The sequence below is a fragment of the Pandoraea bronchicola genome (assembly GCF_902459805.1).
GTDB lineage: Bacteria > Pseudomonadota > Gammaproteobacteria > Burkholderiales > Burkholderiaceae > Pandoraea > Pandoraea bronchicola.
Genome location: NZ_CABPST010000009.1, coordinates 39648 through 64243 on the forward strand (window position 1 = coordinate 39648; position 24596 = coordinate 64243).

Sequence of the window (24596 nt, forward strand, 5' to 3'; positions counted from 1 at the left end):
AACCGAAAGCACACGTCAATGACAACGAAAAAGCAGATCACATACATCAGCCCCGGCCAGACGGCTAAAGCACTGGTGCTGGTCTATCTCACTTTCAGCATTCCGCTGGTACTGCTCGCCTTCCTGGCAGCATTCATCCGCTACGGCGAACTGCCGGGGCTTGCGTTCATTTCCGCGCTGGTCCTCAACGCCATCGTCGGCTTCGTGCTGCTCTGGATCGCCTGCCACGCCTACAACTGGGTGGCCGAACGATTTGGCGGCATCGAAGTCGCGCTGAGCGACGCCCCCGAAGAAGAGTACTGAACCTCGCACCTGCGGCGGCTAACCGTTCGGCGCCTTGCGCCGCTGGCAGCCCCGCCTCTCAATTTTTGCCCCCTATGTCTCTGAACCTTCGTGCAGCCACCGCCGATGATGTCGGCGCAATCTACAGCCTGATGCAAGAACTGGCCGTCTTCGAGAAGTTGCTGGATATCTTCGAAGCGACGCCGGAAAGCGTTCACGAGGCCCTATTCGGGAATGCCCCTGCAGCCGAATGCCTGATCGCGCAATGGGATGACAAGATAGTCGGCTACGCACTGTACTTCCATAACTTCTCGACGTTCCTCGGCCGACGCGGCCTGTATCTCGAAGATGTCTATGTGCAGCCGTCCATGCGTGGCAAAGGTGTGGGGCAGGCACTGCTGCGCCGACTCGCCGGCATCGCGGTACAACGACAATGCGGACGATTCGAGTGGACGGTCCTCGACTGGAATCAGCCGGCCATCGATTTCTACGCGTCGCAGGGCGCGACGGTATTGCCCGATTGGCGCGTGGTGCGCATGACGGGCGAGGCACTCAATCGATTCGCCGAGGGCAACTAACGCCCGCCCCGGCGGCGTGAGCGCCCTGCCGCTCACGCCTCGTCGTCGGTATCCAGCTCCTCTGCCCCCAGCAGCTCAATGGCTTGCTCACCGGGCAGTGCTTCAACAGCCTTGAGCTGACGCGCCATTGCGCGCGTGCGCACCTCGGCCTTGTCGATCGAGCGGGTCACCGTCTCCAGTTGCGATTTGGTCTTGGCGAGCACGTCACCGAACTTGGTGAACTCCGTCTTCACCGCGCCGAGCACCTGCCAGACTTCGCTGGAACGGCGTTCGATGGCCAGCGTGCGGAAGCCCATCTGCAGACTGTTGAGCAGTGCGGTCAGCGTTGTCGGGCCAGCCACGGTCACGCGGTATTCGCGTTGCAGCAGATCCGAGAGTCCCGGACGCCGCAGCACTTCGGCGTAGAGTCCCTCCGTCGGCAAGAACAGCAGCGCGAAGTCGGTCGTGTGCGGCGGGGCAAGATACTTGTCGGCGATGGTCTTCGCTTCCAGCCGGATGCGTGTCTCCAACGCCTTCGATGCCTCTTCCACTGCCGCCGGGTCAGCGCGTTCCTGCGCGTCAAGCAGACGCTCATAGTCCTCTCGCGGGAACTTCGCGTCGATGGGCAACCAGACCGGCGTGTTGCTGTCGCTGCGCTGTCCCGGCAGCGCGATTGCGAATTCCACCCGCTCGGCACTGCCCGGTTTGGTCGCGACGTTCTTGGCGAACTGGTCGGGCGTGAGCAACTGTTCGAGCAGCGCCTGCAACTGCACTTCGCCCCAGATGCCTCGCGTCTTTACATTGGTCAGCACGCGCTTCAGATCGCCCACACCTGCCGCGAGCGTCTGCATCTCACCCAGACCGCGATGCACCTGCTCCAGACGGTCCGAGACCAGCTTGAACGACTCGCCGAGCCGCTGTTCGAGCGTGGCATGCAACTTTTCGTCGACGGTGCGGCGCATCTCCTCGAGCTTTGCCGCGTTGTTGACCTCGATGTCCTTGAGCTTCTGCTCGAGCGTGGCGCGCACCTCGGCCAATCGCCGCTCGTTGCCTTCGGCGAGTTGTGTGAGCTGCTGGTGCTGGGCCTCGCCGAAGCGACGCAGCGTCGACGTCTGCTCCTCACGCATCTGCTGTCCATTGAGCACAAGACTCTGGCGTACCGCCTCGAGCTGCGCCGCGTTCGACTCGGTGAGCTTGGCCAGTTGTTGTGCAAACCCGTCGATCTGATTGTTCTGCACCGTGGCCACGCTTGTCATCTGCGCTGCCAGCGTCTGCTGGAACTGCGCCATTTGCGTGCTCTGTTCGCCGCGTCCTGCACGGGCGATTTCTGCGAACTCCTGACGCAGCCCGCGCTCGCTGCGGTCGGCCGCTTGCAGCAAGTCATCTCGCACGTGAGTGAGCGAGCCGACGAGCGTCTCACGCAGCGACGTATCGCCATTGCGTTGCCAGACCTTCAACGCAATCGCGATCATCACCAACAGATTCAGCGCTGCAAGCGCTACCAACACCATCTCCACCATCGCGTTGCGACTCCCGTTGACGCATCCTGATCCTGCTTCCTGAAATTACCGTAGCCCGTAGCGGCCCCGACGGACATCGCGACCCTCGCGGCCGTCGTGCCCGCTATGCCCGCCATGCCGGCTTCGGTCGTTATGACTTGCGCGCCGCCGGATTCAGCAGACAAGGCGGCTTTCCCGCCGCCGCCCCGAATCCCAGCGCCGCAATCAGATTGTCGGCCGCCAGACTCGCCATACCACGACGCGTTGCCGCCGATGCACTCGCGATATGCGGCGTCAGCACGATGTTCGACACCTTCAGCAAGTCGGGATGCACCTTCGGCTCGCCCTCGAAGACATCGAGCCCCGCCGCCGCAATCTGACGGTTCGCAAGTGCTGCCGCGAGTGCGGCATCGTCGACGATGCCACCGCGCGCCAGATTGACCAGCGTGGCCGTCCGCTTCATGACGGCCAGCTCCGCCGCGCCAATCGTGTGATGCGTCGCGGCCGAATACGGCAACACCAGAATGACGTGATCCGCCGTGCGCAGCAGCGTGTCCTTGTCTACGTAGCTCGCCTTGCAGGCCGTTTCCGTCGCCGCATCGAGACGCGTGCGGTTGTGATACACGACACGCATGTTGAAGCCCATCGCACGGCGCGCAATCGCTTGTCCGATGCGTCCCATGCCGATGATGCCGAGCGTGCTGCCGTGTACGTCAGCCCCCAGGAACATGTCATAGGCCCACTTATCCCAGTGCCCTTCACGCAGCCAGCGCTCCGACTCCGTCACGCGACGCGCCGTCGCCATCAACAAGGCCCAGCCAAAGTCGGCTGTCGTCTCATTGAGCACGTCGGGGGTGTTCGTTGCCATGACGCCGGCGGCGGTCATGGCATCGATATCGAAGTTGTTATAGCCCACGGCCATATTGGCCACCACACGTAAATGCGGTGCACCCGCGAGCACCGACGCGTCGATGCGCTCACTCGCCGTGGTGATCGCTCCGGCCTTGTCGGCCAGACGCGCACGCAGTTCGTCGCTCGAATACACCGTATCGGCGTCGTTGCGCTCGACATCGAAATACTGCGCCAGACGCTCGATCACGTCAGGAAAAATGGCTCGTGCTACCAGGATCTTCGGTTTCACCAGTTCTCTCGCAGAGGTTGGCCGCGCCGCAGTGTCACGGCTTAGAAAAATATCAGGGTCGTCAAAACGAACAACGGCAGCAGAATCGCGCCCGACCACAGCATATAGCCAAAGAAGCTGGGCATGCGAACGCCACGTTGCTCCGCAATGGCTTTCACCATGAAGTTCGGTGCGTTGCCGATGTAGGTGTTGGCACCCATGAATACCGCGCCTGCCGAGATCGCCGCCAACGTGGCGGCGCCCGAGCTCATCAGCGTTGCCGCATCGCCGCCTGCCGTATTGAAGAACACCAGATACGTCGGCGCATTGTCGAGGAATGACGAGAGCAGACCCGTCGCCCAGAAATACATGACGTTGTCCGGCGCCCCGCCCGGTCCGGTCACCAGACGAATCACCCAGCCAAGTGCGCCGGCTTCGCCCGCGCGCAGAATCGCCACGACCGGAATGATGGTCAGGAAAATGCCGGCGAACAGCTTGGCGACTTCCTTCATCGGCTCCCAGTTGAAGTCGTTGCCCTCACGCGCCGTGCGCGGCGTCATCGCCAGCGACATCAACGTCACCACAATCAGCCCCACGTCGCGCGCGATGTTTTGCAATGCGACCGGCGTGCCGAAGACGTCGAACTCGACGCCCGGCTTCCAGATCCCGCTCATCAGCACGAGTCCCACGGCGGCGGCGAGCAACACAAAATTGCGCTTGCCCTCAAGTCGCAGCGGCATGGCATCTGGCGTCGGATCCAGTGCTTCGATCCGGCGCTCGCGCTTGTGGTGGAAGTAGTAGCTATCGATCAGGAAGAACAGCACCAGAAGCACGGCGCAGATGAACAGCGTTTCGGGCCAGAGGTAAGCCGTCGTCCAGAAGAAATCCACCCCTTGCAGGAACCCGAGGAAGAGTGGCGGATCGCCCAACGGCGTCAGCGAGCCCCCGGCATTCGCCACGAGGAAGATGAAGAACACGACAATATGGACGTTGTGCTTGCGGTTGTCGTTCGCACGGATGAGCGGGCGGATCAGCAACATTGCCGCGCCCGTCGTCCCCATGATGCTCGCCAGCACGGTGCCCAGCGTCAGCAGCCCGGTGTTGAGCCACGGCCCGCCTCGCAGATTGCCGTGAACGCAAATGCCGCCAGCCGTCGTGAATAGTGCCGTGAGCAGCACGACGAACGGGATGTACTCCGCAACCACGGCATGCACCGCGCCGTACCACGCGGCGCCCGCACCGAATACGAGCGCGAAGGGCAGCAGAAACGCTGCGCCCCAGAATGCCGCGATCTTCCCGAAGTGGTGATGCCAGAACGCGGGCGCGAGCAGCGGCCCAAGCGCAATCGAGAGCAGCAGCCCCGCAAACGGCACCCCCCACCAGGCGACGAGTTGTGCGCCGTCCGGTCCGGCAGCAAACGCCGCAGGACTCGCCAAGGCCAGCCCCGCCGCGACCAATGCTCCCCAAATCTCCTTGTGCATTGTTTATGGTTCCTGTTGATTGATGGTCAACTCATTACGAGTCGCCGTAGGCGGCCGAGTGCCCCAAGCAACGTCAGCTTGGGAAATATCTCATACCTAAGTTACGTATTCCCTGGCAAACCCAAGGCCCGAGTCCGCAGTGGATTTTCGAAAGACGGCTCGCCACTGCGAATCGATACACGCGCGGGTGGGAAAGGACTTTCGGTGTCGGCCCGGCGTCGCCGGTCTTGGCGGTTGAGTGCCGCGTCAGGCACCGTCGACGATGACGAGGTGAACGCGGTAGGGACCATGGGCACCCAACACCAGCGTTTGTTCGATATCGGCGGTGCGCGACGGGCCGGCGATGAAATTGGTCGCTCGCGACAATTGACCACGCTCGCTGCGCATGAGGGCGAAGCCATCTTCATGCCCGGCAACGATCCGCGAAGCCGGCACGATGGCAATGTGGGTCTCCGGCAACAACGTGGCCGAAGCGAACGTCTGTGGCCCGGACATCATCATCAACGCGCCGGTCTCCGCGATCGCGCAGAAGCAACCGGTGATGCCGACCAGATCGTCGCCATGCGGCTTGCGGAACTCGACGTGGCACCCGGCCTTCGTCCAGTCGAGCTCACGTAACGTCGGCCAGGCCACCGCCTGCATGGTGAGACCGTTGGCCTGCAGATAGGCCGCGGCAGCGGCCGGCACATCGTTCATGCCCGGCACGCGCGTCAGCGTGCTCGAGAGGGCTTCTGCCTTGGCGATGAACGTGGCGATGAGATCGGCGGACATTGCCGGACGCGGTCCTTGCGGATGCCTCGCCAGATAATCCTCGGCCGCAGCCTGCTCATTCGCCCGCGCCACATCGGGACGATGCTGTGCGTTGCGGATGCGGGCAAAAATGCGGTTGCGGGCGTCGGAGGTGTCCATGGGGTGTCCTGTGAAGCCGACGCGCCGGTCTGCGCAGCCGGCATCGTCACTGATCGTCTCTCGAAGCCGCCGGTGCAAGTCCGGCGGGCGATGCGCAATTATAGCGGCTGCCCCAGCCGGTGCGACGGACGTTCGCGCACTATCGGAATGGTCTGCCCTCGCGCTCGGACAGCTCCGCCATTGCCCATCGTCAGGTGCCGCCGGCCGGTTCCGGTGCAATTTCGAAAACCTGACGCAGATAGGCCAGATAGGCGTCGTCATCGCACATGTTCTTGCCCGGCGAATCCGACAGTTTCGCCACCGGCTGGCCGTTGCAACGCACCATCTTGATAACGATCTGCAACGGTTGATAGCCGAGATCGTTCGTGAGGTTCGTCCCCACGCCGAAGGCCAGTTTGCAGCGGTCGCGAAAGCGTTCGAAAAGTTGAAGCACCTTCGGAATATCGAGACCGTCCGAGAAGATCATCGTCTTGGTGTGCGCGTCGACGCGATTCTGCGCGTAGTGTTCCAGCAAGCGCTCGCCCCACGCGAACGGATCGCCGGAATCGTGGCGCGCCCCGTCGAAGAGCTTGCAGAAATACATGTCGAAGTCACGCAGGAAAGCGGACATGCCGTACACATCCGAGAGTGCAATGCCCAGATCGCCGCGATACTCCTTGGCCCAGGTCTCGAAGCCGAAGATCTGCGAGTCGCGCAGACGGGGACCGAGCGCCTGGCACGCCTGAAGATACTCATGGGCCATCGTGCCGAGCGGCGTGAGACCGAGCTTGGACGCGTAGTACACGTTGCTCGTGCCCGCGAACTGCTCGCCCAACTCGTCGCGCAGCGTGAGAATCACCTCTTCGTGCCACTCCTTCGAGAAGCGGCGGCGTGTGCCGTAATCGGCGATCTTGCACTCGCGGAAATCCACGCGCCCGGCAAGCATGCAGATCTTGTCCTTGAGCCGCTGACGGCCTTCCTCATACGCCGGCGTACGCTGTGTATTGCGGAAATACACCTCGTTGACGATCGCCAGCACCGGGATCTCGAACAGGATCGTGTGCAACCACGGACCGCGAATCGTGATGTCGATCTCGCCGTTACCCTTCGGCGACGGCTGCACCGTGATGTACTTCTCGTTCAGATGGAACAGGTCGAGAAAGTCGACGAAATCGCTCTTGATGAAGCGCATCGCCCCGAGATAACGCAATTCGGATTCGGTGAAACGCAATCCGCACAGCAACCGGATCTCGTCTCGAATTTCTTCGACGTACGGCGTAAGGTCGACGCCGTCGGTACGGCACTTGAAGCGGTACTCCACCTGCGCGGCGGGAAAATGATGCAGCACCACCTGCATCATCGTGAACTTGTAGAGATCGGTATCGAGCAGCGACGTGATGATCATGACGGCAGGCCCCGGGAGGAGCACTCACGAGAAAGCAGCGAACACTGCCGATCGGCGAATGGACCGTTCGTCAGCGCACGGGAACAGCGAGCATCGTACCGCAAAGCAGTGTCACGCATGACATCCGAGCGGATTGCGGGGCGGGCGGCACGCCTTGCCCCGCCCGCCTTTCGGCTCTCGCACCTGCGGCGGCGGGCTGCGTTACAATACGCGTTTTAACGGCCGCTCGAAGCCGTTTCGCGCCCTACTCTGGAGTTGGCATGACGCACGTTGTCACCGAAAGCTGCATCAAATGTAAATTCACCGACTGTGTGGACGTTTGCCCCGTGGACTGCTTCCGCGAAGGCCCGAACTTCCTGTCCATCGACCCGGACGAGTGCATCGATTGCGCCGTCTGTGTGGCCGAATGTCCGGTGAACGCCATTTATGCCGAAGAGGACGTGCCGGGCGATCAGCAAGCCTTCATCGCGCTGAACGCCGAACTCTCGCTCAACTGGCCGAGCATCACGAAGACCAAGCCGTCCCTGCCCGATGCGGACCAGTGGAAGGACGTCACCGACAAGCTGCATCTGCTCGAGCGCTAAGCCACGAGCGTTATTGGCGAGGTTTGCGCCCTTGGTGCAGAAAAAGTGCGCGCCCGGTGTTGACAGCGTGTAAAAATCGCCTCTATAATCGCTTTCTCTTTTGATCCCCGATAGCTCAGTTGGTAGAGCGCCGGACTGTTAATCCGTAGGTCCCTGGTTCGAGCCCAGGTCGGGGAGCCAAGAATACCGAAGCGATGGCCTCGCACACGCGGGGCCTTTGTTTTAGTCAGCGCGCTGTGACAGCGGTGCGCGACACACGAGTTTGATCCTCGATAGCTCAGTTGGTAGAGCGCCGGACTGTTAATCCGTAGGTCCCTGGTTCGAGCCCAGGTCGAGGAGCCAAAATGCAAAAAGCCTTGCCGATCGGCAAGGCTTTTTTGTTTTCTACGGCGACGAAGCAACGCCATCGCCCGCATCGCACATTCCTCGCCGTGGCCGTCGCGCCAATGAAAACGGGGCACCGTCTCCGGTACCCCGCTCTCTTACCTCCCATACAGCGCGCTGACAGACTCGCCGGCACGCTCACTTACTTGCTTTACCTGCTTTACCTGCTTTACCTGCTTTACTCGCTCGCGGGCGCGCTCATCGCAACCGGCGGTTTCGTCGACGCTTGCAGCTCGTTGTTGTTCACGCTTTCGATCCAGCGGCGACGCATCGGGGCAAGCAGGAACTTCGCCGCCACGGCCGCCGTGATACTGATGACCGCAGCGGCAATGAACACACGATCCCAGTGACCGCCGATGGCGAGCACCGATGCGAGCGGCACCAGCAACGCGGCCGTCCCTTTGGCCGTGTACAACGTGCCTGCATTCGACGCCGCGTTCTTGCTACCGAACGTGTCTGCACACAGTGCCGGGAAGATCGAGAAGATTTCGCCCCAGCACAGGAAGGTCATCGCCGCGAAGAACACGAACATGTACGGGTTCTGACCGAAATGCATCAGGCCGAGCATTGCTACGCCTTCCCCGAGGAAGATGATGAACATGGCGTTCTCACGACCGATCTTGTCCGAGACGAAGCCGCACAGCGGACGCGTAAAGCCGTTGCACAGGTTGTCGATCGACAGCGTCATCGTCAACAGCGGCAGCGTTGCACCGAACAACGTCATCGGCATCGAAGCAATGCCATAGTCCTTCGCAATCGGGCCGATCTGTGCGGTGGCCATCAGACCACCCGCGGCCACCGCGACGAAGCAGACGTAGATCACCCAGAACACCGGCGTACGAATCATCTGACCCGAGGTGTAGTCCACGTTAGTCGCCAGATTGCGGCGTGACACGGTGACGCCCTTCGGCGCACGCGGCTTGACCAATAGCAGCGCGAGAATGAAGATCGCCACGCCCTGCACGATGCCAAAGTTGAAGAACGCGGCCTCGTAACCCGACTCGCGAATCATGTTTGCAATCGGAATCACCGTGATCGCGGCCCCCGCACCGAAACCGGCGGCGGTCAGACCAGCGGCCAGACCCCGCTTGTCCGGGAACCACTTGAGTGCGTTACCGACGCAAGTGCCATACACGCAACCTGCACCGATACCGGCGATGACGGCCGCGGTGTAGAGCACCGTCAGCGTTTCGGCGTACGAGTACATGATCCACGACAGCGCCACGCAGATCGCGCCCCCCGCGACCACGGGCCGGGGCCCGAAGCGATCGACTAGCCAGCCTTCGATCGGCACCAGCCACGTTTCCACCACGATGAAGATCGAGAACGCCACCTGAATGGCCGCGATGCCCCAATGGTGCTTCGCCTCCATCGGCTCGACGAACAACGTCCACGAATACTGCAGATTGGCCACCAGGCCCATACAAATGATGCCGATCACCAGTTGTGACCAGCGCCCTCCCAGAAAAGAGGTCTTCTCCTCCGGTTGCGCAGCTGCTTGCATGACTTGCCTCCTATACCTGTCAGACGATTGGCGGCGGCCCGCGCTTCGTTGTGCGGTGCCCGCCGTCATCGCGTGCCGTGACGCGTCCCGACACGGGGAATCGCGGATATGGCACGCCTCCTGGCGTTACATGCGGCTCATGCTTGGCCGCTTGATCGCGGAACGCTGCCTGGCGGCGCGCTCGCAGGGCTTGAGCCCCGGCTGACTGACTGACGGAAGCGCCAAAGGACACTTCCGGCCACCACTTCGGCGCGGCGACGCAGGCTTTTCAGGCCCGCGCCGGCAAGTTGCCGGCTGCCGAAGGGTGACGGGTTGACGAATTCGAGTGCGGACCCGCCTGCGCTATCAAAGTCACGATGAATTCCCGTGAATCCCGTCGCAGGTCAGGTCCCGCCACTCAGGCGGGCGCGCCTCGCGGACGCGTGATCGCCGGTTCGCCTGCCCGCAACGGGCGGCAGGCAGATGAGGAACACCACAGCCCCCGACCCACAACGTCGGACGCCGGCGGCGCATAAGACTGAACAGACGATGCGAGGAAACCGCCGCACGAGGTCTGCCCGAAAGAAAAGATGCACTTACCCAACTGATGTCTCCGATGAATGCCGCATCGTGTCAGCGTCTGCCCGGCTTGATTCACGGGTCTCGACGAGGCCGATTCGGCGTCTTGAATCTGATATACAAGATTCAATATATCGAATTAAGTATTTTTTATGGTTCCAAAATTAGTCGATGGCCGGATCACTGTCAACCCGAGAGCGCCTGCGCATCGACTGTCGCGTGTCGTTGGCCGCGCATGCCGGACCCGCCGAGGTAAGCGCTCGATAACCGGCAAACGCAGGGAAATCGCGGCGTTGGAAGGTATTGCCTCCTGAAACGCAGACGAGCACGCGCCCGCGCGGCGTCATGCCGTGCGGCGCGGGGTCAGGGAAAACGATGACGTTTTGACGGGTGCGATTCGCCCTCTGGCGAGGGCACCGTCAGGCGGCAAAATTCAGGGTCAGACTGACTCGACGTTGCCCGAATTGTTGCGGATGAAGGTCAGATGTTCGCGCAGCGAACGTTGCGCACTGCTGGCATCGTGCGACGCTACCGCATTGAAGATGCGTCGGTGCTGATCGATCAGCTCGGCCAGATCGGCGCCGTGGCCGACGATAGCGCGGTAGTTGTCGACGACCGATCCGCGCAGCAGTTCGAAGATCGCGTGCATCAGATGCACCAGCACGAGGTTGTGCGTGGCTTCGGCCAGCGCCAGGTGGAAATGGGCGTCGAGTTCGGGCACGCGGGTGAGCAGCGACTGTCCCCGGGCATCGCCCTCGCCGTCCCGGCCATCCCTGCCCGCAGCATAGGCCGCCTCCAGCGCTTCGAGCGCCTGTGCAAGCCGGGCAATATCTTCAGGCGTCGCGCGCTCGGCTGCCAGCTCCACGGCCTTCGCCTCCAGCACTTCGCGCATCTCCAGAACGTCGTCGACCGTCTTGCTGTGCCGCGACATCAATTGAGACAGCGGTTCGGCGAGCAGTGGCTGGCTGGCGTTCGCCACGAGATACCCGCCACCGGCGCGCCCCACAATCAGCCCGCGCGACTCCAGCCGCAGCAGCGCCTCCCGCAGCGACGGCCGCGACACGCCCATCTGCTGCGCGAGATCGCGCTCGGACGGTAGCGCCGAGCCCGGTGCGAGCCTGCCTTCGACGACCATCGTCTCCAGTTGCTCGTACACCATGTCGGACAGGCGCAGACGCGGCGGCGGCGTCACCGGCGCGAAACTCGCGACGGCCCCAGAAGATTCACTGGCGGGTAGGGATGACATAGGCAGGGACGACTCGTTGGACGGCATGTCGGCTTGGTTTCTCGACGGAAAAATCACAGACGCCAAGATACAGGATGACGCCTCGCTCAGGGCGGCCCCTCGGCCCGAAGCCCGATTTCGCTAGTGGGCCTCCCTCAAACCAAGGGTTAACCCGCTAGTCGAAATCGGATCATTCCCTTTACGATGACGTCATCCGATAACTGGTCGACCAGTCTACCAGTAGACTAAGAGACCGGACAAACACATTACACGTCAACGATTGCTGGAGAGCAAGCCTGATGGCATCGCACGCGTCGCCCCCTTCTCCGTCGCTAAGCCCGCAGCGTCCGACTTCACCGTCAACGCCGGCGGCGATGTCATCCTCATCGCTTGCGGGAGCGGCATCGGTCGCCGACGAGCCCGTGTTCGAGACGCTGGACGATGTCATGCGCACCACCCGTCTCGCAGCATTGCGCGCCGCCGTGCCCGACGTGCAGTGGCTCACCGACCGCGAACAGATCACGCCATACGAATGCGACGGTCTGGCCGCCTATCGCAAGCTGCCGCTTGCCGTCGTGCTGCCGGCCGACGAAGACCAGGTCTGCCGCATTCTGCGGGCCTGCCACGTCCATAACGTCCCCGTAGTCCCGCGCGGCGCCGGCACAGGTCTGTCCGGAGGCGCCATGCCGATCACCGACGGCATCGTGCTCTCGCTCGCGAAATTCAAGCGCATTCTCGAAGTCGACGCCTACGCCCGCACTGCCACCGTGCAGCCGGGCGTTCGCAATCTTGCCGTCTCCGAAGCCGCCGCACCTTACGGCCTCTACTACGCGCCAGACCCGTCGTCGCAGATCGCCTGCACGATCGGCGGCAACGTCTCGGAGAATTCCGGCGGCGTGCATTGTCTGAAGTACGGTCTGACCGTGCACAACGTGCTGCGGGTGCGTGCGGTGACAATGGACGGCGAGATCGTGGAATTCGGCTCACACGCGCTCGACGTCCCCGGTCTCGACCTGCTGTCGGTGTTCATCGGCAGCGAAGGGATGTTCTGCGTCGTCACGGAAATCACCGTGAAGCTCGTGCCGAAGCCGCAGGTGCAGCAAGTCATCATGGCGAGCTTCGACGACGTGGAAGCCGGCGGCAACGCCGTTGCCGCGATCATCGCGGCGGGCATCATTCCGGCAGGCCTGGAGATGATGGACAAACCGGCCACGCAAGCCGTGGAAGAGTTCGTTCACGCAGGCTACGACCTCAACGCGGCGGCCATCCTGCTGTGCGAATCCGACGGCACGCCCGAAGAAGTCGCGGAAGAGATCGCACGCGTCTCGGCGGTGCTGCGCGCGTCGGGCGCCACACGGATTCAGGTATCCACCTCCGAAGCCGAGCGCCTGCGTTTCTGGTCCGGACGCAAGAACGCTTTCCCCGCTGCCGGACGCATCTCGCCCGACTACTACTGCATGGACGGCACGATCCCGCGCCGGACCATCGGTACGCTGCTCAAGCGCATCGAAGCGATGGAACTGCAATACGGTCTGCGCTGTATCAACGTGTTTCACGCAGGCGACGGCAACATGCACCCGCTGATTCTGTTCAACGGCAACGATCTCGACGAATGGCACCGCGCCGAGGCGTTCGGCAGCGATATTCTCGAAGCCTGCGTGGCGCTGGGCGGCACGGTGACCGGCGAGCATGGCGTCGGCATCGAGAAGATCAACTCGATGTGCGTGCAATTCTCCCCGGAAGAACGCGACGCGTTTTTCGCCGTGAAGCGCGCCTTCGATCCCGCCGGTCTGCTCAACGCGGACAAGGCCATCCCCACGCGCGCGCGCTGCGCCGAGTACGGCAAGATGCACGTGCGCGGCGGCCTGCTGCCTCACCCCGATTTGCCGAGGTTCTGATGTCGCAAGTCCTCCACGCCCCGCTGTGCGACGCCGATCCGCAGACGGCAACGCAGACCCTCACCGCGATTCGCGAGCGTGTGCTCGCCGCCGCCGCCAGCGGCACGCCGCTCGACATTCAGGGCGGCAACACCAAGCGCTGGTACGGTCAGATACCTGACGGCGAGCCGCTCGACATGCGCACGTATCGCGGCATCGTCTCGTACGATCCGGCCGAACTCGTGATCACCGCGCGTGCGGGCACACCGCTCGCGCAGATCGAAGCGGCGCTGGCCGAACGCGGTCAGATCCTGCCTTTCGAGCCGCCACATTTCGGTCCCAGCGCAACGCTTGGCGGCTGCGTGGCCGCGGGCCTTGCCGGTCCGCGCCGGCCGCACGTCGGCGCACCGCGCGACTTCGTGCTCGGCGCCGTCGTGATGAACGGACAGGGCCAGGTGCTGCATTTCGGCGGACAGGTGATGAAGAACGTCGCGGGTTACGAAGTCTCGCGCATGCTCGCCGGCTCGCTGGGCACGCTCGGTGTGCTGCTCGAGCTCTCGATCAAGGTGTTGCCGTGCCCAGTCGCCGAGGCCACACTGCGCTTCGCACTGCCGCAGGCGCAAGCCATCGAGCAGATCAATCGCTGGAGCGGACAGCCGCTGCCGCTCATGGGATCGGCGTGGCATGACGGTGTGCTGAGCGTGCGCCTTGGCGGGGCCGCTGCGGCCATCGACGCCGCGCGCGGCGCGATGGGCGGTGAGCCTGTCGACGCGATCGAAGCCCACACCTTCTGGCAGTCGCTGCGCGAACAGACACACGCGTTCTTCGGCGACGCCCCGGTAACGGGAGACGGCCAGCCGTTGTGGCGCCTGTCGGTGCCGCCGACCACACCGCCGCTCGCGCACGGCGACGAACAGCTGATCGAATGGGGCGGCGCGCAGCGCTGGTGGATCACCCCGTGCACCGCCACCGAAATCCGTGCGATTGCCGCAGCAGTGGGCGGGCATGCTACGCTGTTCCGCCACGGCGATAAGTCGGCCGGCGTATTTACCCAGCCACCGGCCGCGTTGCACGCTATCGGCAAGCGTGTGCAGCAAGCCTTCGATCCGAGCCGCATCTTCAACCGCCATCGGCTGTACCGCTAAAAAAGACGATGCAAACGAACCTCGCAGAATTCCTCCGTCAGACGCCAGACGGCGACGAAGCCGAAGCCATTCTCCGCAAGTGCGTGCACTGCGGATTTTGTACCGCGACCTGTCCGACCTATCAGTTGCTGGGCGACGAACTCGACGGCCCGCGCGGGCGCATCTATCTCATTAAGCAGATGGTCGAGGGGCAACAGGTGACGCGCGAAACGCAGCGTCATCTGGATCGATGCCTGACCTGCCGCAGTTGCGAATCGACGTGCCCGTCGGGCGTGCAGTTCGGCCGCCTTGTCGATATCGGCCGCCGTCATGTCGACGCCAAAGTCGGCCGTCCGGCCGGGGAACGTGCGCTGCGCTGGACACTCGCCCGCGTGCTGCCCAACCGCGCCCTGTTCTCGCCCGCCCTGCGCCTGGGCCAGCAGTTCCGTTCGCTGCTGCCGCGTTCGCTGCGTGAGAAGGTGCCGCATCGTCAGCGCTCGGGCAGTTGGCCGCAAAGCAAGCACGCCCGCCGCATGCTGATGCTCGAAGGCTGCGTGCAGCCGGCCATGCTGCCGAACGTCAACAAGGCCACCGCCCGCGTGCTCGACGCGCTCGGCATCGAAATGGTTCGTCCCGCAGCGGCCGGTTGCTGCGGCGCCATCCGCCTGCATCTGAACTATCAGGACGACGGCCTCGACGACGCTCGCCGCAACATCGACGCCTGGTGGCCCGAGATCGAAGCGGGTGCGGAGGCGATCGTGATCAACGCGTCCGGCTGCGGTGCGACGGTCAAGGAGTACGGCCACCTGCTTCGTCACGATCCGCAATACGCGGGCAAGGCACAGCGCGTCTCCGAACTGGCGCGCGACCTGTCGGAAGTGCTGCTCGACAACCTCGAAGCGCTCCAGCGACGCGTGCCGAATCGCAAGACCGGCAAAGTGGCCTATCACCCGCCTTGCACGCTGCAACACGGCCAGCAGCTCGAGGGTGTGGTGGAGAAGGTGCTCGCTGGCGTGGGCGTGAACGTCATGCTGCCCCAGGACAGCCACATCTGCTGTGGTTCGGCCGGCACCTATTCGGTGACACAACCGGAACTGTCGCATCAGTTGCGCGACGCGAAGTGGAAGTCGCTCGACGCCCTCGATCCCGACCTGGTCGTCTCGGCCAACGTGGGCTGCATCTGCCACTTGCAGGCGACCGCCAAGGGCGAGCATGTTCGTGACCACGCCCCGGTGCAGCACTGGGTCGAATTGCTCGATCGGATGATCGCGTCGGCGTGAGCCGCCTGAAATCCGCACCCGCACAGAAGCCTCAGAGCAACGATTGATTGTCCCAATCCAAGGGACAATCAATCCCTGCTCCGCCCGTTTATCTGCACGATCCCGCTCCCTAGAATGGTGGGTAAGTCAGCCGTCCCGTGGATAGCTGAGCCGCCCCTTACCTCGATCCCTCATCGGAGCTTGTCATGATCGATACCAAAACCGCCCCTTACGCCGCGTTGCTGCTGCGTGTATCGCTGGGCATCCTCTTCCTCGCCCACCTGTCGCTCAAAGTGTTTGTGTTCACCGTGCCCGGCTTCGTGGGGTTCATGGGTTCGCTTGGCCTGCCGCCGTTCCTCGCCTATGTCACGATGGCGATGGAACTCGTCGGTGGCCTGATGCTGATCACGGGCTTCTACGCACGTTGGGCCGCGCTTCCGTTGGCCGCATTGATGCTGGGAACCATCGTGTCCGTGCATGGCCACAACGGCTGGGCCTTCACCAACAAGGGCGGCGGCTGGGAGTTCCCGGCGTTCTGGCTGGTGGCGCTGCTGGTCGTCGCTCTGCTGGGGGACGGCGCCTGCGCGATTCGCCGGGCGCGCACTGCCTGATCGTCCGTTCGCACGCCTTTTGTGTTCCGTTAAGTTCCCTCACGTTCTTTAGCGTTCTTTCGCCGGAGTCATTCTCATGTCTGCCCTACCCACCCTCTTCGTCTCTCACGGCTCACCGCTGCTCGCGGTCGATCCGGGCCGTACCGGCCCGTTGTTGACGGCGTTGGGGCGTGCGGTGCCGCGTCCGCGGGAGATTCTCGTGATCTCTCCCCATTGGTCGACGCCGGCCCCGCGCGTGGGCAGTCTGGCGCAGCAGCGCACGATCCATGACTTCGGCGGCTTCCCGCGCGAACTCTATACGCTGGAATACCCGGCCGCCGGAGCACCCGCCCTGGCCGAACGCACGGTACAGATTCTGAAAGACGCGGGCCTGCCCGCCGCGACCGACGACCAATGGGGTCTCGACCACGGCGCGTGGGTTCCGTTGAGCTATCTGTATCCCGACGCGGACGTGCCTGTCACGCAGCTATCGCTGCAACGGCACATGCGCCCGGAGTACCACTACCGGCTCGGCCAGCAACTCGCGCCGCTCGCACAAGACGGTGTGCTCATCATCGCGTCGGGCAGCTTCACGCACAATCTGCATGAGGTGTTTCGCGCGCCATCTGAAGATCGTGCAGAAGCCCCCTATCTGGCCGAGTTCGTCGCATGGTTCACCGAGCATCTGGCCGCACTGGATCTGGATGCCCTGTTCGACTACCGCGCGCGCGCACCGCACGCCGAACGCGCTCACCCGACGGATGAGCATTTACTGCCGCTATACATCGCGCTGGGTGCGGCCGACAACGCCGCGCGTCAAACGCACTTCGACACCGGCACCACCTACGGTGCCCTGCGTATGGATGCCTTCGCCTTCGGCAGCGCCGCCCCAACGCTCGCCGAGGTGAATGCGCTGGCACAATAACGCCATTGGCACCGGTAGTGAGGCGACGGCGCTTTGCGTCGCCCGGCTACCGGCCCGGCCTCTCGTCCGATATTCGGCGTGAGCGCATCACTACGCGTATCCCTGAGGAGCACCACGCCGGCATGAACAAACTTCGCGAGATCGAGTGCTTCATCGCCGTGGTCGAATCGGGCAGCTTCGTGAAGGCCGCAGCAACGCTGGGCATCTCGAAGACGGCCATCTCGCGTTATGTCGCCGACCTCGAAGCGCGCCTTGGCACGCGTTTGCTCCAGCGCACCACGCGACGCCTGTCGCTCACCGAGCCGGGGCAGCGTTATGTCGAACGCTGCCGTGAGATCCTCGCGGAACTCGACGAAGCCGACGCTATGGCGGGCGAGCAAGACGGCCAGCCTGCCGGCCCGCTGCGCATCAATGCCCCGCACACGTTCGGTGTCCTTCATCTCGCGCCGCTGTGGCCAACGTTTCTCTCAAAACACCCGCAGGTGTCGCTCGATATCACATTGAGCGATCGCCTCGTGGATATCGTCGACGAAGGCTACGATCTCGCGATCCGGATCACGCGTCTGCCCGATTCGTCGCTCGTGCATCGACGCCTCGCCGGCACCCGGATGCTGCTGTGCGCCTCACCCGGCTACCTCGCGCAACACGGCACACCGAAGCACCCCAGCGAACTCGCCCATCACGAGACGGTGGGCTACAGCTATTTCTCGCACCGGCGCGAATGGCGCTTCGACGGCCCCGATGGCCCCGTTTCCGTGCGTACGCACGCGAGACTCATCGCCGATAACGGCGACACCTGCCTGGCGGCAGGCGTGGCCGGAGCGGGCATCCTTCTGCAGCCGGCATTTCTCGTGCAGGACGCCCTGCGCGACGGCCAACTCGTCGAGTTTCTGCCCGAATACACCCAGGGCGAGACGGGCATCTACGTCGTCTATCCGTCGCGCAAATACCTGAGCGCCAAGGTTCGCGCCCTCATCGATTTCCTCGCTGAGGCCTTCGCCATGCCCGGCTGGCGGGCGATCGACCGTCGCTGACGAACCAGAACTTGCCTGCATCCACCGCGAAAGCTCTGCGAATCACCTGCAACTGACAGCGAAAACACCGGAACGTGACGGTTATTTCTTGCCTTGGGCAAATGTCACTTATACTGGCGGGCCTGTTGTCCCATTTCATATATTTTGGAAAACCTTTTACTGATCGTCGCTGCGATCCTGCTGGTGTTGCTCAACGGCTTTTTCGTGGCGGCGGAATTCGGCCTCGTCAAACTGCGCCAGACGCGCGTTCAAGTCATTGCCCGCCAACGTGGTTGGCGCGGCCGTATCCTGGCCAAGGTTCACGGTCAGCTCGATACGTACCTCTCTGCATGCCAGCTCGGCATCACCCTCGCATCGCTCGGCCTCGGCTGGATCGGTGAGCCCGCCTTCGCGCGCATTCTCACGCCGATGTTCGCCATGCTGGGCGTCAGCTCGGCGGAACTGATTCACGCACTCGCCTTCTTCATCGCGTTCTTCACGATTTCGTATCTGCACATCGTCGTGGGCGAACTCGCGCCAAAGTCGATGGCGCTGCGCGTGCCGGAAGCCGTGTCCGTGTGGACGGCAGCACCGCTTTACGCGTTTTACTGGCTGATGTACCCGGCCATCTGGGTACTCAACCACAGCGCCAACCGCCTGCTGCGATGGACCGGCCTCGATCCGGCGCACGGCGCCGATGCGCATTACTCGGCCGACGAAATCAAACTGATCATGCGCCGGGGCGCGTCGAGCGAAAAACTCTCCCGCGACGACTGGAACGTGGTGGCGTACGCCATCGACTTCAGCGATCTCTCCGTATCCGACCTGATGCATCCGATGAGCGAAGTGGCCGCCTTCCGCCGCAACGCCACCTTCGAGCAGAACATGGACACGGCCTATCGTCACCGCTACAGCCGCTATCCGTTCTTCGACAACGATGGCGAGACCGTACTCGGCGTGGTTCACCTGAAGGACCTGTTCCTCGCGGAGCATCACGGCCAGCCTATCGAGGATCTTGGCAGCATGGCTCGCCCGGTCGAGCGTGTGCGGCCCGACATGCCTGCACGCGAACTGTTCGGCCGCTTCCGCCGGGGTGCGCCGCACTTTGCCGTTGTGGGATGGCCGGACCAGAAGCCCATCGGTTTCCTGACGCTGGACAACTTGCTCTCTGCACTGGTCGGCAAGATCCGCGACGAATTCCGTCAGACGGAAGACGATTGGACCCGCATGGAAGACGGCACGCTCATCGGACGCGGCAGCTTGCCGATTCTGACGCTGGAGCGCTCGCTGGGCATCGAGATCCCGAGCGAGCGCGCGGAATCGGTAGGCGGGCTGATCATGGATACGCTGGGTTATCTGCCGCGCGAGGGCCAGAAGATCGACTTCGAAGGCTTCTCCGTGGTCGTCAAGAAGATGCAGGGCCCGCGTATCGTGCTCGTGCGCATCTATCCCGATGGTGTACGCGAAGCGCGAGGCGAGCCGCCAGTCCATGTGGCGGTGCAGCAACGCGACGAGTAATACCGGATTGATCCCCGTGATGTCGCTTGCCAGAATACGCACCATGCGAGACATGCCCGTCAGAGGCGAAGTCGCAATGCGCTGAAGCGGGCACAAGGCAGCACATGAAGGGCCAACATAGCCACGGGAGGCGATGGTGGACGACACGGGGAAGTTGTCTCTCGACGCGCTGATCGGCACTTGCTACGACGGGGTGCTCGATGAAGCATGTTGGGATCAGGCGTTGCGCGATTTCAACCAGTTGGCTGGCGGCACCGGGTTTCATTCTGTGACGTGGGATCGCGCGCGGCACTGCGCCACGCGCGACGCTTGCTCGCTCGACGCGTCACCCGACATCATCCGCGAGTTCGTCGAAAAGCTCGCTCCCATCGATCCACGCGTGCCTCTGATACTGCGCCAGCCGGTCGGGTATGCCATGCGGTGCCACCATCATCTGAGCGATCGCTATGTGGCGCACAGCGAGCTATTCAACGACTTCCTGATTCCCAACGGCGTACGTTACACGTACGGCCTGCATCTTGACGGGGCCGACGGCACCAGCGAATTGCTGGCGATCCTGCGGGGTCCCGACCATGTGCCTTTCGAAGACGCTGACACCGCCCCCGAGCTGGAAATCGTCACGAAACATCTGGCGCGTGCGGCGCGTCTGCGTGCTGGCACGCGGCACCTGCAAGCGCAGGCGGCCATCGGCATGTCGGTACTCGATCAGTTGGAGATGGCCATCGTCATCACCGACGAGACGGGCCACGCGCACTACCTGAACGTGGCTGCCCATCAGCAACTAGGGGCGACGCGCAACGTGAGCATTCGCGGCGGGAAGTTCACCGCGCTGCTGCCGAGCGACGATCAGGCGGTGCAGCGTCTGATCGCGAACGCGACGGCGCCGATGCCCATTGCGGGCAGCCATCGTCTGCATGGCGACAAACAGCATTGGGTGATCACGGCGCTGCCGCTGCGCGAATCGCACGCTTGCGCAGCCCCCTGGCAGCGTCCGATGGTCATGCTCACCATCGGAGAGCTGGACCGGCGCGTGACACTCGGGCCCTACACGCTCAAGGTGCTTTTCGGCCTGTCGCCAGCGGAAGCCCGCCTTGCCCAGGCACTGTGCGAGGGCCGCGAGCTGATGCAATACGCCCAGGACGCCAACGTCGCCATCAATACGGCGCGCACACAGTTGCGTCATATCTTCGACAAGACGGGATGCCGGCGTCAGGCGGACCTGCTGCGGCTGCTGCACGCGATTCCGGCGCTGCGGATTCACGCGCCGGGCTGACGCAGGGCGGGCGCAACGCAAAAGGGCGGCCCCCAATGCCGCCTGGCCGCCCGGCCGCCCTTCGCGGTATCGCTTGTGGCATCCGTCAGACGGCGCAGAAACGAATACCCGAGGATGTCAAACGCTCAACCGCGCGCAAACGCCTTTCGATTGAGTTCGAGCTGCGTGATGAGCTTTTGCAGACGCGATTCGGCAGTGCGCGAAAGCGCAATGAAGCGGCAGCCGATGTGGTATTCGACGTCCTTCGCGAGCGGCACGCTGCGAATGGCACACACTTCGAGATCGACCTGAACGGTGCCGTAGTCACGCAATTCGATCTCGACGTGCATGAGCATCGAGCCCTTCGGGATCTCGGCGGCCACGTCGGACTTCGTGCGCAAGCCCACGCCTCCCAGCGAAAGATCGAACACCGACAGACGCATCGGCGTGTCTTCCGGAAATTTGACCGTGCACTGATACGGATCGAGGATCGGCGTCTTCACCCGGAAGTAATCGCGGCGCTGCAAGCGTACGAGCGTTTCCGGATACGACGAATAAAAGGCCGGATACCCTTCGTACTCACGCTCTTGCACGTCGCCGATGGGGAAATGCACCTGAATGCCTTCCGGCACGCCAACGAACAATGCGCGCCTGTTGGCGAGCAGGGCCCGGTTCTCCGTCTCCACACCGCCCCAGTCGAAATAAAAGCCGCGGGCTTGCGGCTCGACCTTGAGCAAACGCGTGACGAGCTGACGCTGGCCGTTCGCGAAGTACACCGTCATGAAGTCGCCGCGCGTCGCCAGATGACGCAGCACACCGCCAATCTCCAGCGGGTTGCTGATGCGATACGAGTCATGCAGTTGAGACTCTTCGTCCGTGGGCGCCGGTGTCACCTGCGGTTCTGTCGTTTCCATACCTGATCTTCTATTTATCCCCGTGACGGCCACGCAAACCGTCCGTATTAAAGCCTTTGCAACCCGCGACACCTCGTGGCATCACCGCAGCATGAGTGCCAAGCGGTACTCACTCGCCGTTTCATGCATCTGGTCATGAACGTTAACGGCCGCAGGCCGTAAATATTGAGTGTCCCGGCGCATGAATCTGCCGCTCCCCGAGCCGTGCGCCACACCCGTGGCGCTCCGATGCGCCCGTGTCGCCAGATCAGCGATGGACCGCCGCCATCAGTGCGCCGAAGCCCATGAACACGCCGCCGCTGATGCGGTTGAACGCCTTGAGCACACGGGCTTCACGCAGGTACGGCGCAATGCGCAGTCCGCCCGTGGCATAGACCAGGTACCAGCTCACCTCGATCACGGCAAACGTGCCGAGCAGAATCGAGAATTGCGGGAGCTTGGCCGCCGTCGGATCGATGAACTGCGGAAGGAACGCCGCAGCGAACAGAATGGCCTTCGGGTTGCTTGCGGCCACCAGAAAGCCCGCTTTGAACAACTTGCCGAAGCTCGAGTCGGCTGCCAGTGCAGGCGCGCCGAGATTGGCTGCCGCTTCCTTGGTGTCGACCGGCGAGCGCCAGCTCTTGTAGCCGAGATAAATCAGATAGGCCGCGCCGAGATAGCGCAGCGTGTCGAACAGCATCGGCCACGCCTTGAGCACCGCGCCCAGGCCTGCCGCCGAAATCGACATCATCGCGATGAGTGCCGTCATGCAACCGGCCATCGTTCCCAGCGCCGGACGCAAACCATGACGCGCGCCATGCGTCATGACGAGCAACATGTTCGGCCCCGGTGTCGCCGAGACGAAAAAAACGGTGACTACGTATAGCCACCACGTTTGCAGGCTCATGATTGCCTCGGAAAAATGCTTACGCGAATTCGATCAGGCATTGTAGCGTCGAACCGTGACGGTGGCATCGTTCGCGTGCACGTCTCATGCGAATCGGAAGGGAATCAAAAAGACAAACAGGCCCGATGACTTTCGCCATCGGGCCTGTTGATCGCGGGACGCCGCCTCGCCCTAAGGCTGGCGCGGCATCACGTGAAAGCGATGAAGCCGCTTAGATCGGCTTGATGTTCGCAGCTTGCTTGCCCTTCGGGCCAGTCTTCACTTCGAATGACACGCGTTGGTTCTCTTGCAGCGACTTGAAGCCGTCAACCTTCACTTCCGAGAAGTGAGCGAACAGGTCTTCACCGCCGGCGTCCGGGGTGATGAAGCCGAAGCCCTTTGCGTCGTTGAACCACTTAACAATACCGGTTTCCATGTTTTTTCCTAATAAAACAATAGCCTGGGGTCGGAATGACCCCTCCAGCGCTGACAATCAAGGGAAAATGAAGGACTAGAAACCAGCGAGAAGCAGGAAAACTACGTCTGACAACAACTTCGCGGCTTGACAATCTGCAGTTGGTTTTATACGTGTAGCGCCGACGCTTGTCAACAGGGGAAATACTGCAAATTGCGTAACAATTTCCGCAAATAGCGGGGAATTTGGGCACTCTTCGGGTGTCCGAGCCGGTGCCGCTGCCCGTACAATGGGCGTTTTGTCCCGTGTCCATGCTGTTGTCGCGCGTCTTGTCCGCGTTTTGCGCTGTTCGAAACCACTTTCCTGTGGTTTTCCCCTATTCGGCGCGCATTGCCTGACGCATTGCCTAAACGGCACTTCGAGCGACTGCCATTGGGCCTCTCACCTGCCTACGGATGGAGCCTACCCGTCTCATGTGCCCCTCGTGGCCGCAATCTGAAGTACGAAAGTCAAGCCGACCGCATTGGCTCGCCCGTTGTCGCACGCATGTGCTGAGTGTGGCCGTTTGTGCGACGCTCGCGGCCTGCGCCGGGTCGCCGACCTACGGTCCGGTGCCTGCCGGAAGCTACCGCGTGCAGTCGGGCGACACGCTTTACGGCATTGCCCGCAGCAATAATGCCAGCACGGCCGATCTGGTGCGCTGGAACGGGCTGACCGACCCCGACAAGATCGAAGTCGGTCAGGTGCTGCGCGTCGTGCCGCCTGCCGGTTCGTCCAGCCCGCCAGCGGCAGCCGCCTCGACAGGGGGCAGCGCGCCGTCTGGCACCGCCCGGCCGCGACCGCAAGCCAAGTCGGCGCCGAAGCCCGCTCCCGCCGCGCCACGCACGGCGACGAACAAGATTCCAATGGTCTGGCCGGCCGACGGCCCGGTACTGGCGAATTACAACGGCAGCAGCAACAAGGGGGTCGACATCGGCGGCAAGCCGGGCGATCCAATCTACGCAGCGGCCGCAGGCAAGGTTGTCTACGCCGGAAGCGGCCTACGAGGTTACGGCAACCTCGTGATGGTGCAGCACGACAACGGCTATCTCACCGCCTACGCCCACAACCGGGCCCTGCTTGTGAAGGAAGGCGCATCGGTCAGCAAGGGCCAGAAGATTGCCGAGATGGGCGACACCGACTCGCACGGCACCGTGAAGCTGCACTTCGAAGTGCGTCAAAAGGGCACGCCGTTCAATCCGCGCGACTTCCTGCCGTCACGCTGATCCGGTTCGCCTGGGCGAAGGCCTCGAAATAAAAACGGCAAGGCGTAATGCCTTGCCGTTTTTCATTCCGTCATCCCTGATGGGATGGGCAC

Annotated in this window: 22 protein-coding genes and 2 tRNA genes; 14 read left to right on the top strand and 10 right to left on the bottom strand. The window is 63.0% G+C overall.

The genetic code is table 11. From position 1 onward, the window contains the following. The first annotated feature begins 18 nt into the window (after positions 1 to 18). Together PBR20603_RS16335 and PBR20603_RS16340 are read left to right on the top strand one after the other, a co-directional pair. Complete coding sequence (locus PBR20603_RS16335; RefSeq protein WP_042112855.1) at positions 19 to 303, top strand: hypothetical protein; 285 nt, start codon at positions 19 to 21, stop codon at positions 301 to 303. Positions 304 to 377: 74 nt separating this feature from the next. Further along, positions 378 to 860, top strand: coding sequence for a GNAT family N-acetyltransferase (locus tag PBR20603_RS16340; RefSeq protein WP_150560570.1), 483 nt, complete (start codon positions 378 to 380; stop codon positions 858 to 860). A gap of 32 nt (positions 861 to 892) precedes the next feature. On the opposite strand, the gene PBR20603_RS16345 is transcribed toward PBR20603_RS16340, so the two are convergent. From PBR20603_RS16345 to pncB, 5 genes are all read right to left on the bottom strand, one after another. Next, positions 893 to 2359, bottom strand: a complete 1467-nt coding sequence (locus tag PBR20603_RS16345) for a DNA recombination protein RmuC (RefSeq protein ID WP_150560571.1) — start codon at positions 2357 to 2359, stop codon at positions 893 to 895. Positions 2360 to 2489: 130 nt separating this feature from the next. Further along, entirely contained in the window at positions 2490 to 3482 is a 993-nt protein-coding gene (locus PBR20603_RS16350) for a 2-hydroxyacid dehydrogenase (protein WP_150560708.1), read from the bottom strand. A gap of 38 nt (positions 3483 to 3520) precedes the next feature. Further along, positions 3521 to 4939, bottom strand: a complete 1419-nt coding sequence (locus PBR20603_RS16355; RefSeq protein WP_150560572.1) for a sodium:proton antiporter — start codon at positions 4937 to 4939, stop codon at positions 3521 to 3523. A gap of 246 nt (positions 4940 to 5185) precedes the next feature. After that, a complete protein-coding gene (locus PBR20603_RS16360) occupies positions 5186 to 5848 on the bottom strand; it encodes a LutC/YkgG family protein (protein WP_150560573.1) in 663 nt (220 codons plus the stop codon). A 190-nt stretch (positions 5849 to 6038) separates the two neighbouring features. Continuing rightward, positions 6039 to 7232, bottom strand: coding sequence for a nicotinate phosphoribosyltransferase (gene pncB / locus PBR20603_RS16365; RefSeq protein WP_150560574.1), 1194 nt, complete (start codon positions 7230 to 7232; stop codon positions 6039 to 6041). Between the two features lie 260 nt (positions 7233 to 7492). Here pncB and fdxA point away from each other — a divergent pair, with 260 nt between their 5' ends. The 3 genes from fdxA to PBR20603_RS16380 all read left to right on the top strand — a co-directional run bounded on the left by fdxA (position 7493) and on the right by PBR20603_RS16380 (position 8158). Next, positions 7493 to 7816: a ferredoxin FdxA gene (gene fdxA / locus PBR20603_RS16370; RefSeq protein ID WP_150560575.1), complete on the top strand. Its 324-nt coding sequence runs from the start codon at positions 7493 to 7495 to the stop codon at positions 7814 to 7816. A gap of 104 nt (positions 7817 to 7920) precedes the next feature. Next, positions 7921 to 7996, top strand: a tRNA-Asn gene (locus PBR20603_RS16375). Positions 7997 to 8082: 86 nt separating this feature from the next. After that, positions 8083 to 8158 (top strand) — tRNA-Asn (locus PBR20603_RS16380). Positions 8159 to 8378: 220 nt separating this feature from the next. On the opposite strand, the gene oxlT is transcribed toward PBR20603_RS16380, so the two are convergent. Together oxlT and PBR20603_RS16390 are read right to left on the bottom strand one after the other, a co-directional pair. Continuing rightward, positions 8379 to 9704, bottom strand: coding sequence for an oxalate/formate MFS antiporter (gene oxlT / locus PBR20603_RS16385; protein WP_150560576.1), 1326 nt, complete (start codon positions 9702 to 9704; stop codon positions 8379 to 8381). A 997-nt stretch (positions 9705 to 10701) separates the two neighbouring features. After that, positions 10702 to 11508 (bottom strand): FadR/GntR family transcriptional regulator, encoded by an 807-nt coding sequence (locus PBR20603_RS16390; protein ID WP_174977950.1) that lies wholly within the window; start codon positions 11506 to 11508, stop codon positions 10702 to 10704. Between the two features lie 425 nt (positions 11509 to 11933). On the opposite strand from PBR20603_RS16390, the gene PBR20603_RS16395 reads away from it, so the two are divergent. From PBR20603_RS16395 to PBR20603_RS16430, 8 genes are all read left to right on the top strand, one after another. Continuing rightward, complete coding sequence (locus PBR20603_RS16395; RefSeq protein WP_246174783.1) at positions 11934 to 13385, top strand: FAD-linked oxidase C-terminal domain-containing protein; 1452 nt, start codon at positions 11934 to 11936, stop codon at positions 13383 to 13385. Then, positions 13385 to 14509, top strand: a complete 1125-nt coding sequence (gene glcE, locus PBR20603_RS16400; RefSeq protein WP_150560579.1) for a glycolate oxidase subunit GlcE — start codon at positions 13385 to 13387, stop codon at positions 14507 to 14509. The genes PBR20603_RS16395 and glcE overlap by 1 nt, the downstream gene beginning before the upstream one ends. A gap of 8 nt (positions 14510 to 14517) precedes the next feature. After that, positions 14518 to 15768: a glycolate oxidase subunit GlcF gene (gene glcF, locus PBR20603_RS16405; RefSeq protein WP_150560580.1), complete on the top strand. Its 1251-nt coding sequence runs from the start codon at positions 14518 to 14520 to the stop codon at positions 15766 to 15768. A 185-nt stretch (positions 15769 to 15953) separates the two neighbouring features. Continuing rightward, positions 15954 to 16358, top strand: coding sequence for a DoxX family protein (locus tag PBR20603_RS16410; RefSeq protein ID WP_150560581.1), 405 nt, complete (start codon positions 15954 to 15956; stop codon positions 16356 to 16358). Between the two features lie 76 nt (positions 16359 to 16434). Further along, a complete protein-coding gene (locus tag PBR20603_RS16415) occupies positions 16435 to 17262 on the top strand; it encodes a dioxygenase family protein (protein ID WP_150560582.1) in 828 nt (275 codons plus the stop codon). Between the two features lie 122 nt (positions 17263 to 17384). Then, positions 17385 to 18296 (top strand): LysR family transcriptional regulator, encoded by a 912-nt coding sequence (locus PBR20603_RS16420; RefSeq protein ID WP_150560583.1) that lies wholly within the window; start codon positions 17385 to 17387, stop codon positions 18294 to 18296. A 144-nt stretch (positions 18297 to 18440) separates the two neighbouring features. Further along, positions 18441 to 19793, top strand: coding sequence for a hemolysin family protein (locus tag PBR20603_RS16425; protein WP_150560584.1), 1353 nt, complete (start codon positions 18441 to 18443; stop codon positions 19791 to 19793). Positions 19794 to 19926: 133 nt separating this feature from the next. Then, entirely contained in the window at positions 19927 to 21066 is a 1140-nt protein-coding gene (locus PBR20603_RS16430) for a PAS domain-containing protein (RefSeq protein WP_150560585.1), read from the top strand. Between the two features lie 125 nt (positions 21067 to 21191). Here PBR20603_RS16430 and PBR20603_RS16435 read toward each other — a convergent pair whose 3' ends face one another. From PBR20603_RS16435 to PBR20603_RS16445, 3 genes are all read right to left on the bottom strand, one after another. Beyond that, positions 21192 to 21959 (bottom strand): flagellar brake protein, encoded by a 768-nt coding sequence (locus PBR20603_RS16435; RefSeq protein ID WP_150560586.1) that lies wholly within the window; start codon positions 21957 to 21959, stop codon positions 21192 to 21194. Positions 21960 to 22206: 247 nt separating this feature from the next. Continuing rightward, the gene (locus PBR20603_RS16440) at positions 22207 to 22845 is read right to left on the bottom strand and encodes a LysE family translocator (protein ID WP_150560587.1); all 639 of its coding nucleotides are present in this window, start codon (positions 22843 to 22845) and stop codon (positions 22207 to 22209) included. 211 nt (positions 22846 to 23056) lie between these two features. Further along, a complete protein-coding gene (locus PBR20603_RS16445) occupies positions 23057 to 23260 on the bottom strand; it encodes a cold-shock protein (RefSeq protein ID WP_010805153.1) in 204 nt (67 codons plus the stop codon). 536 nt (positions 23261 to 23796) lie between these two features. On the opposite strand from PBR20603_RS16445, the gene PBR20603_RS16450 reads away from it, so the two are divergent. Next, positions 23797 to 24504 carry a peptidoglycan DD-metalloendopeptidase family protein gene (locus PBR20603_RS16450; RefSeq protein ID WP_246174759.1) on the top strand — a complete coding sequence of 236 codons (708 nt, stop codon included), beginning with the start codon at positions 23797 to 23799 and terminating at the stop codon, positions 24502 to 24504. Positions 24505 to 24596 lie beyond the last annotated feature (92 nt).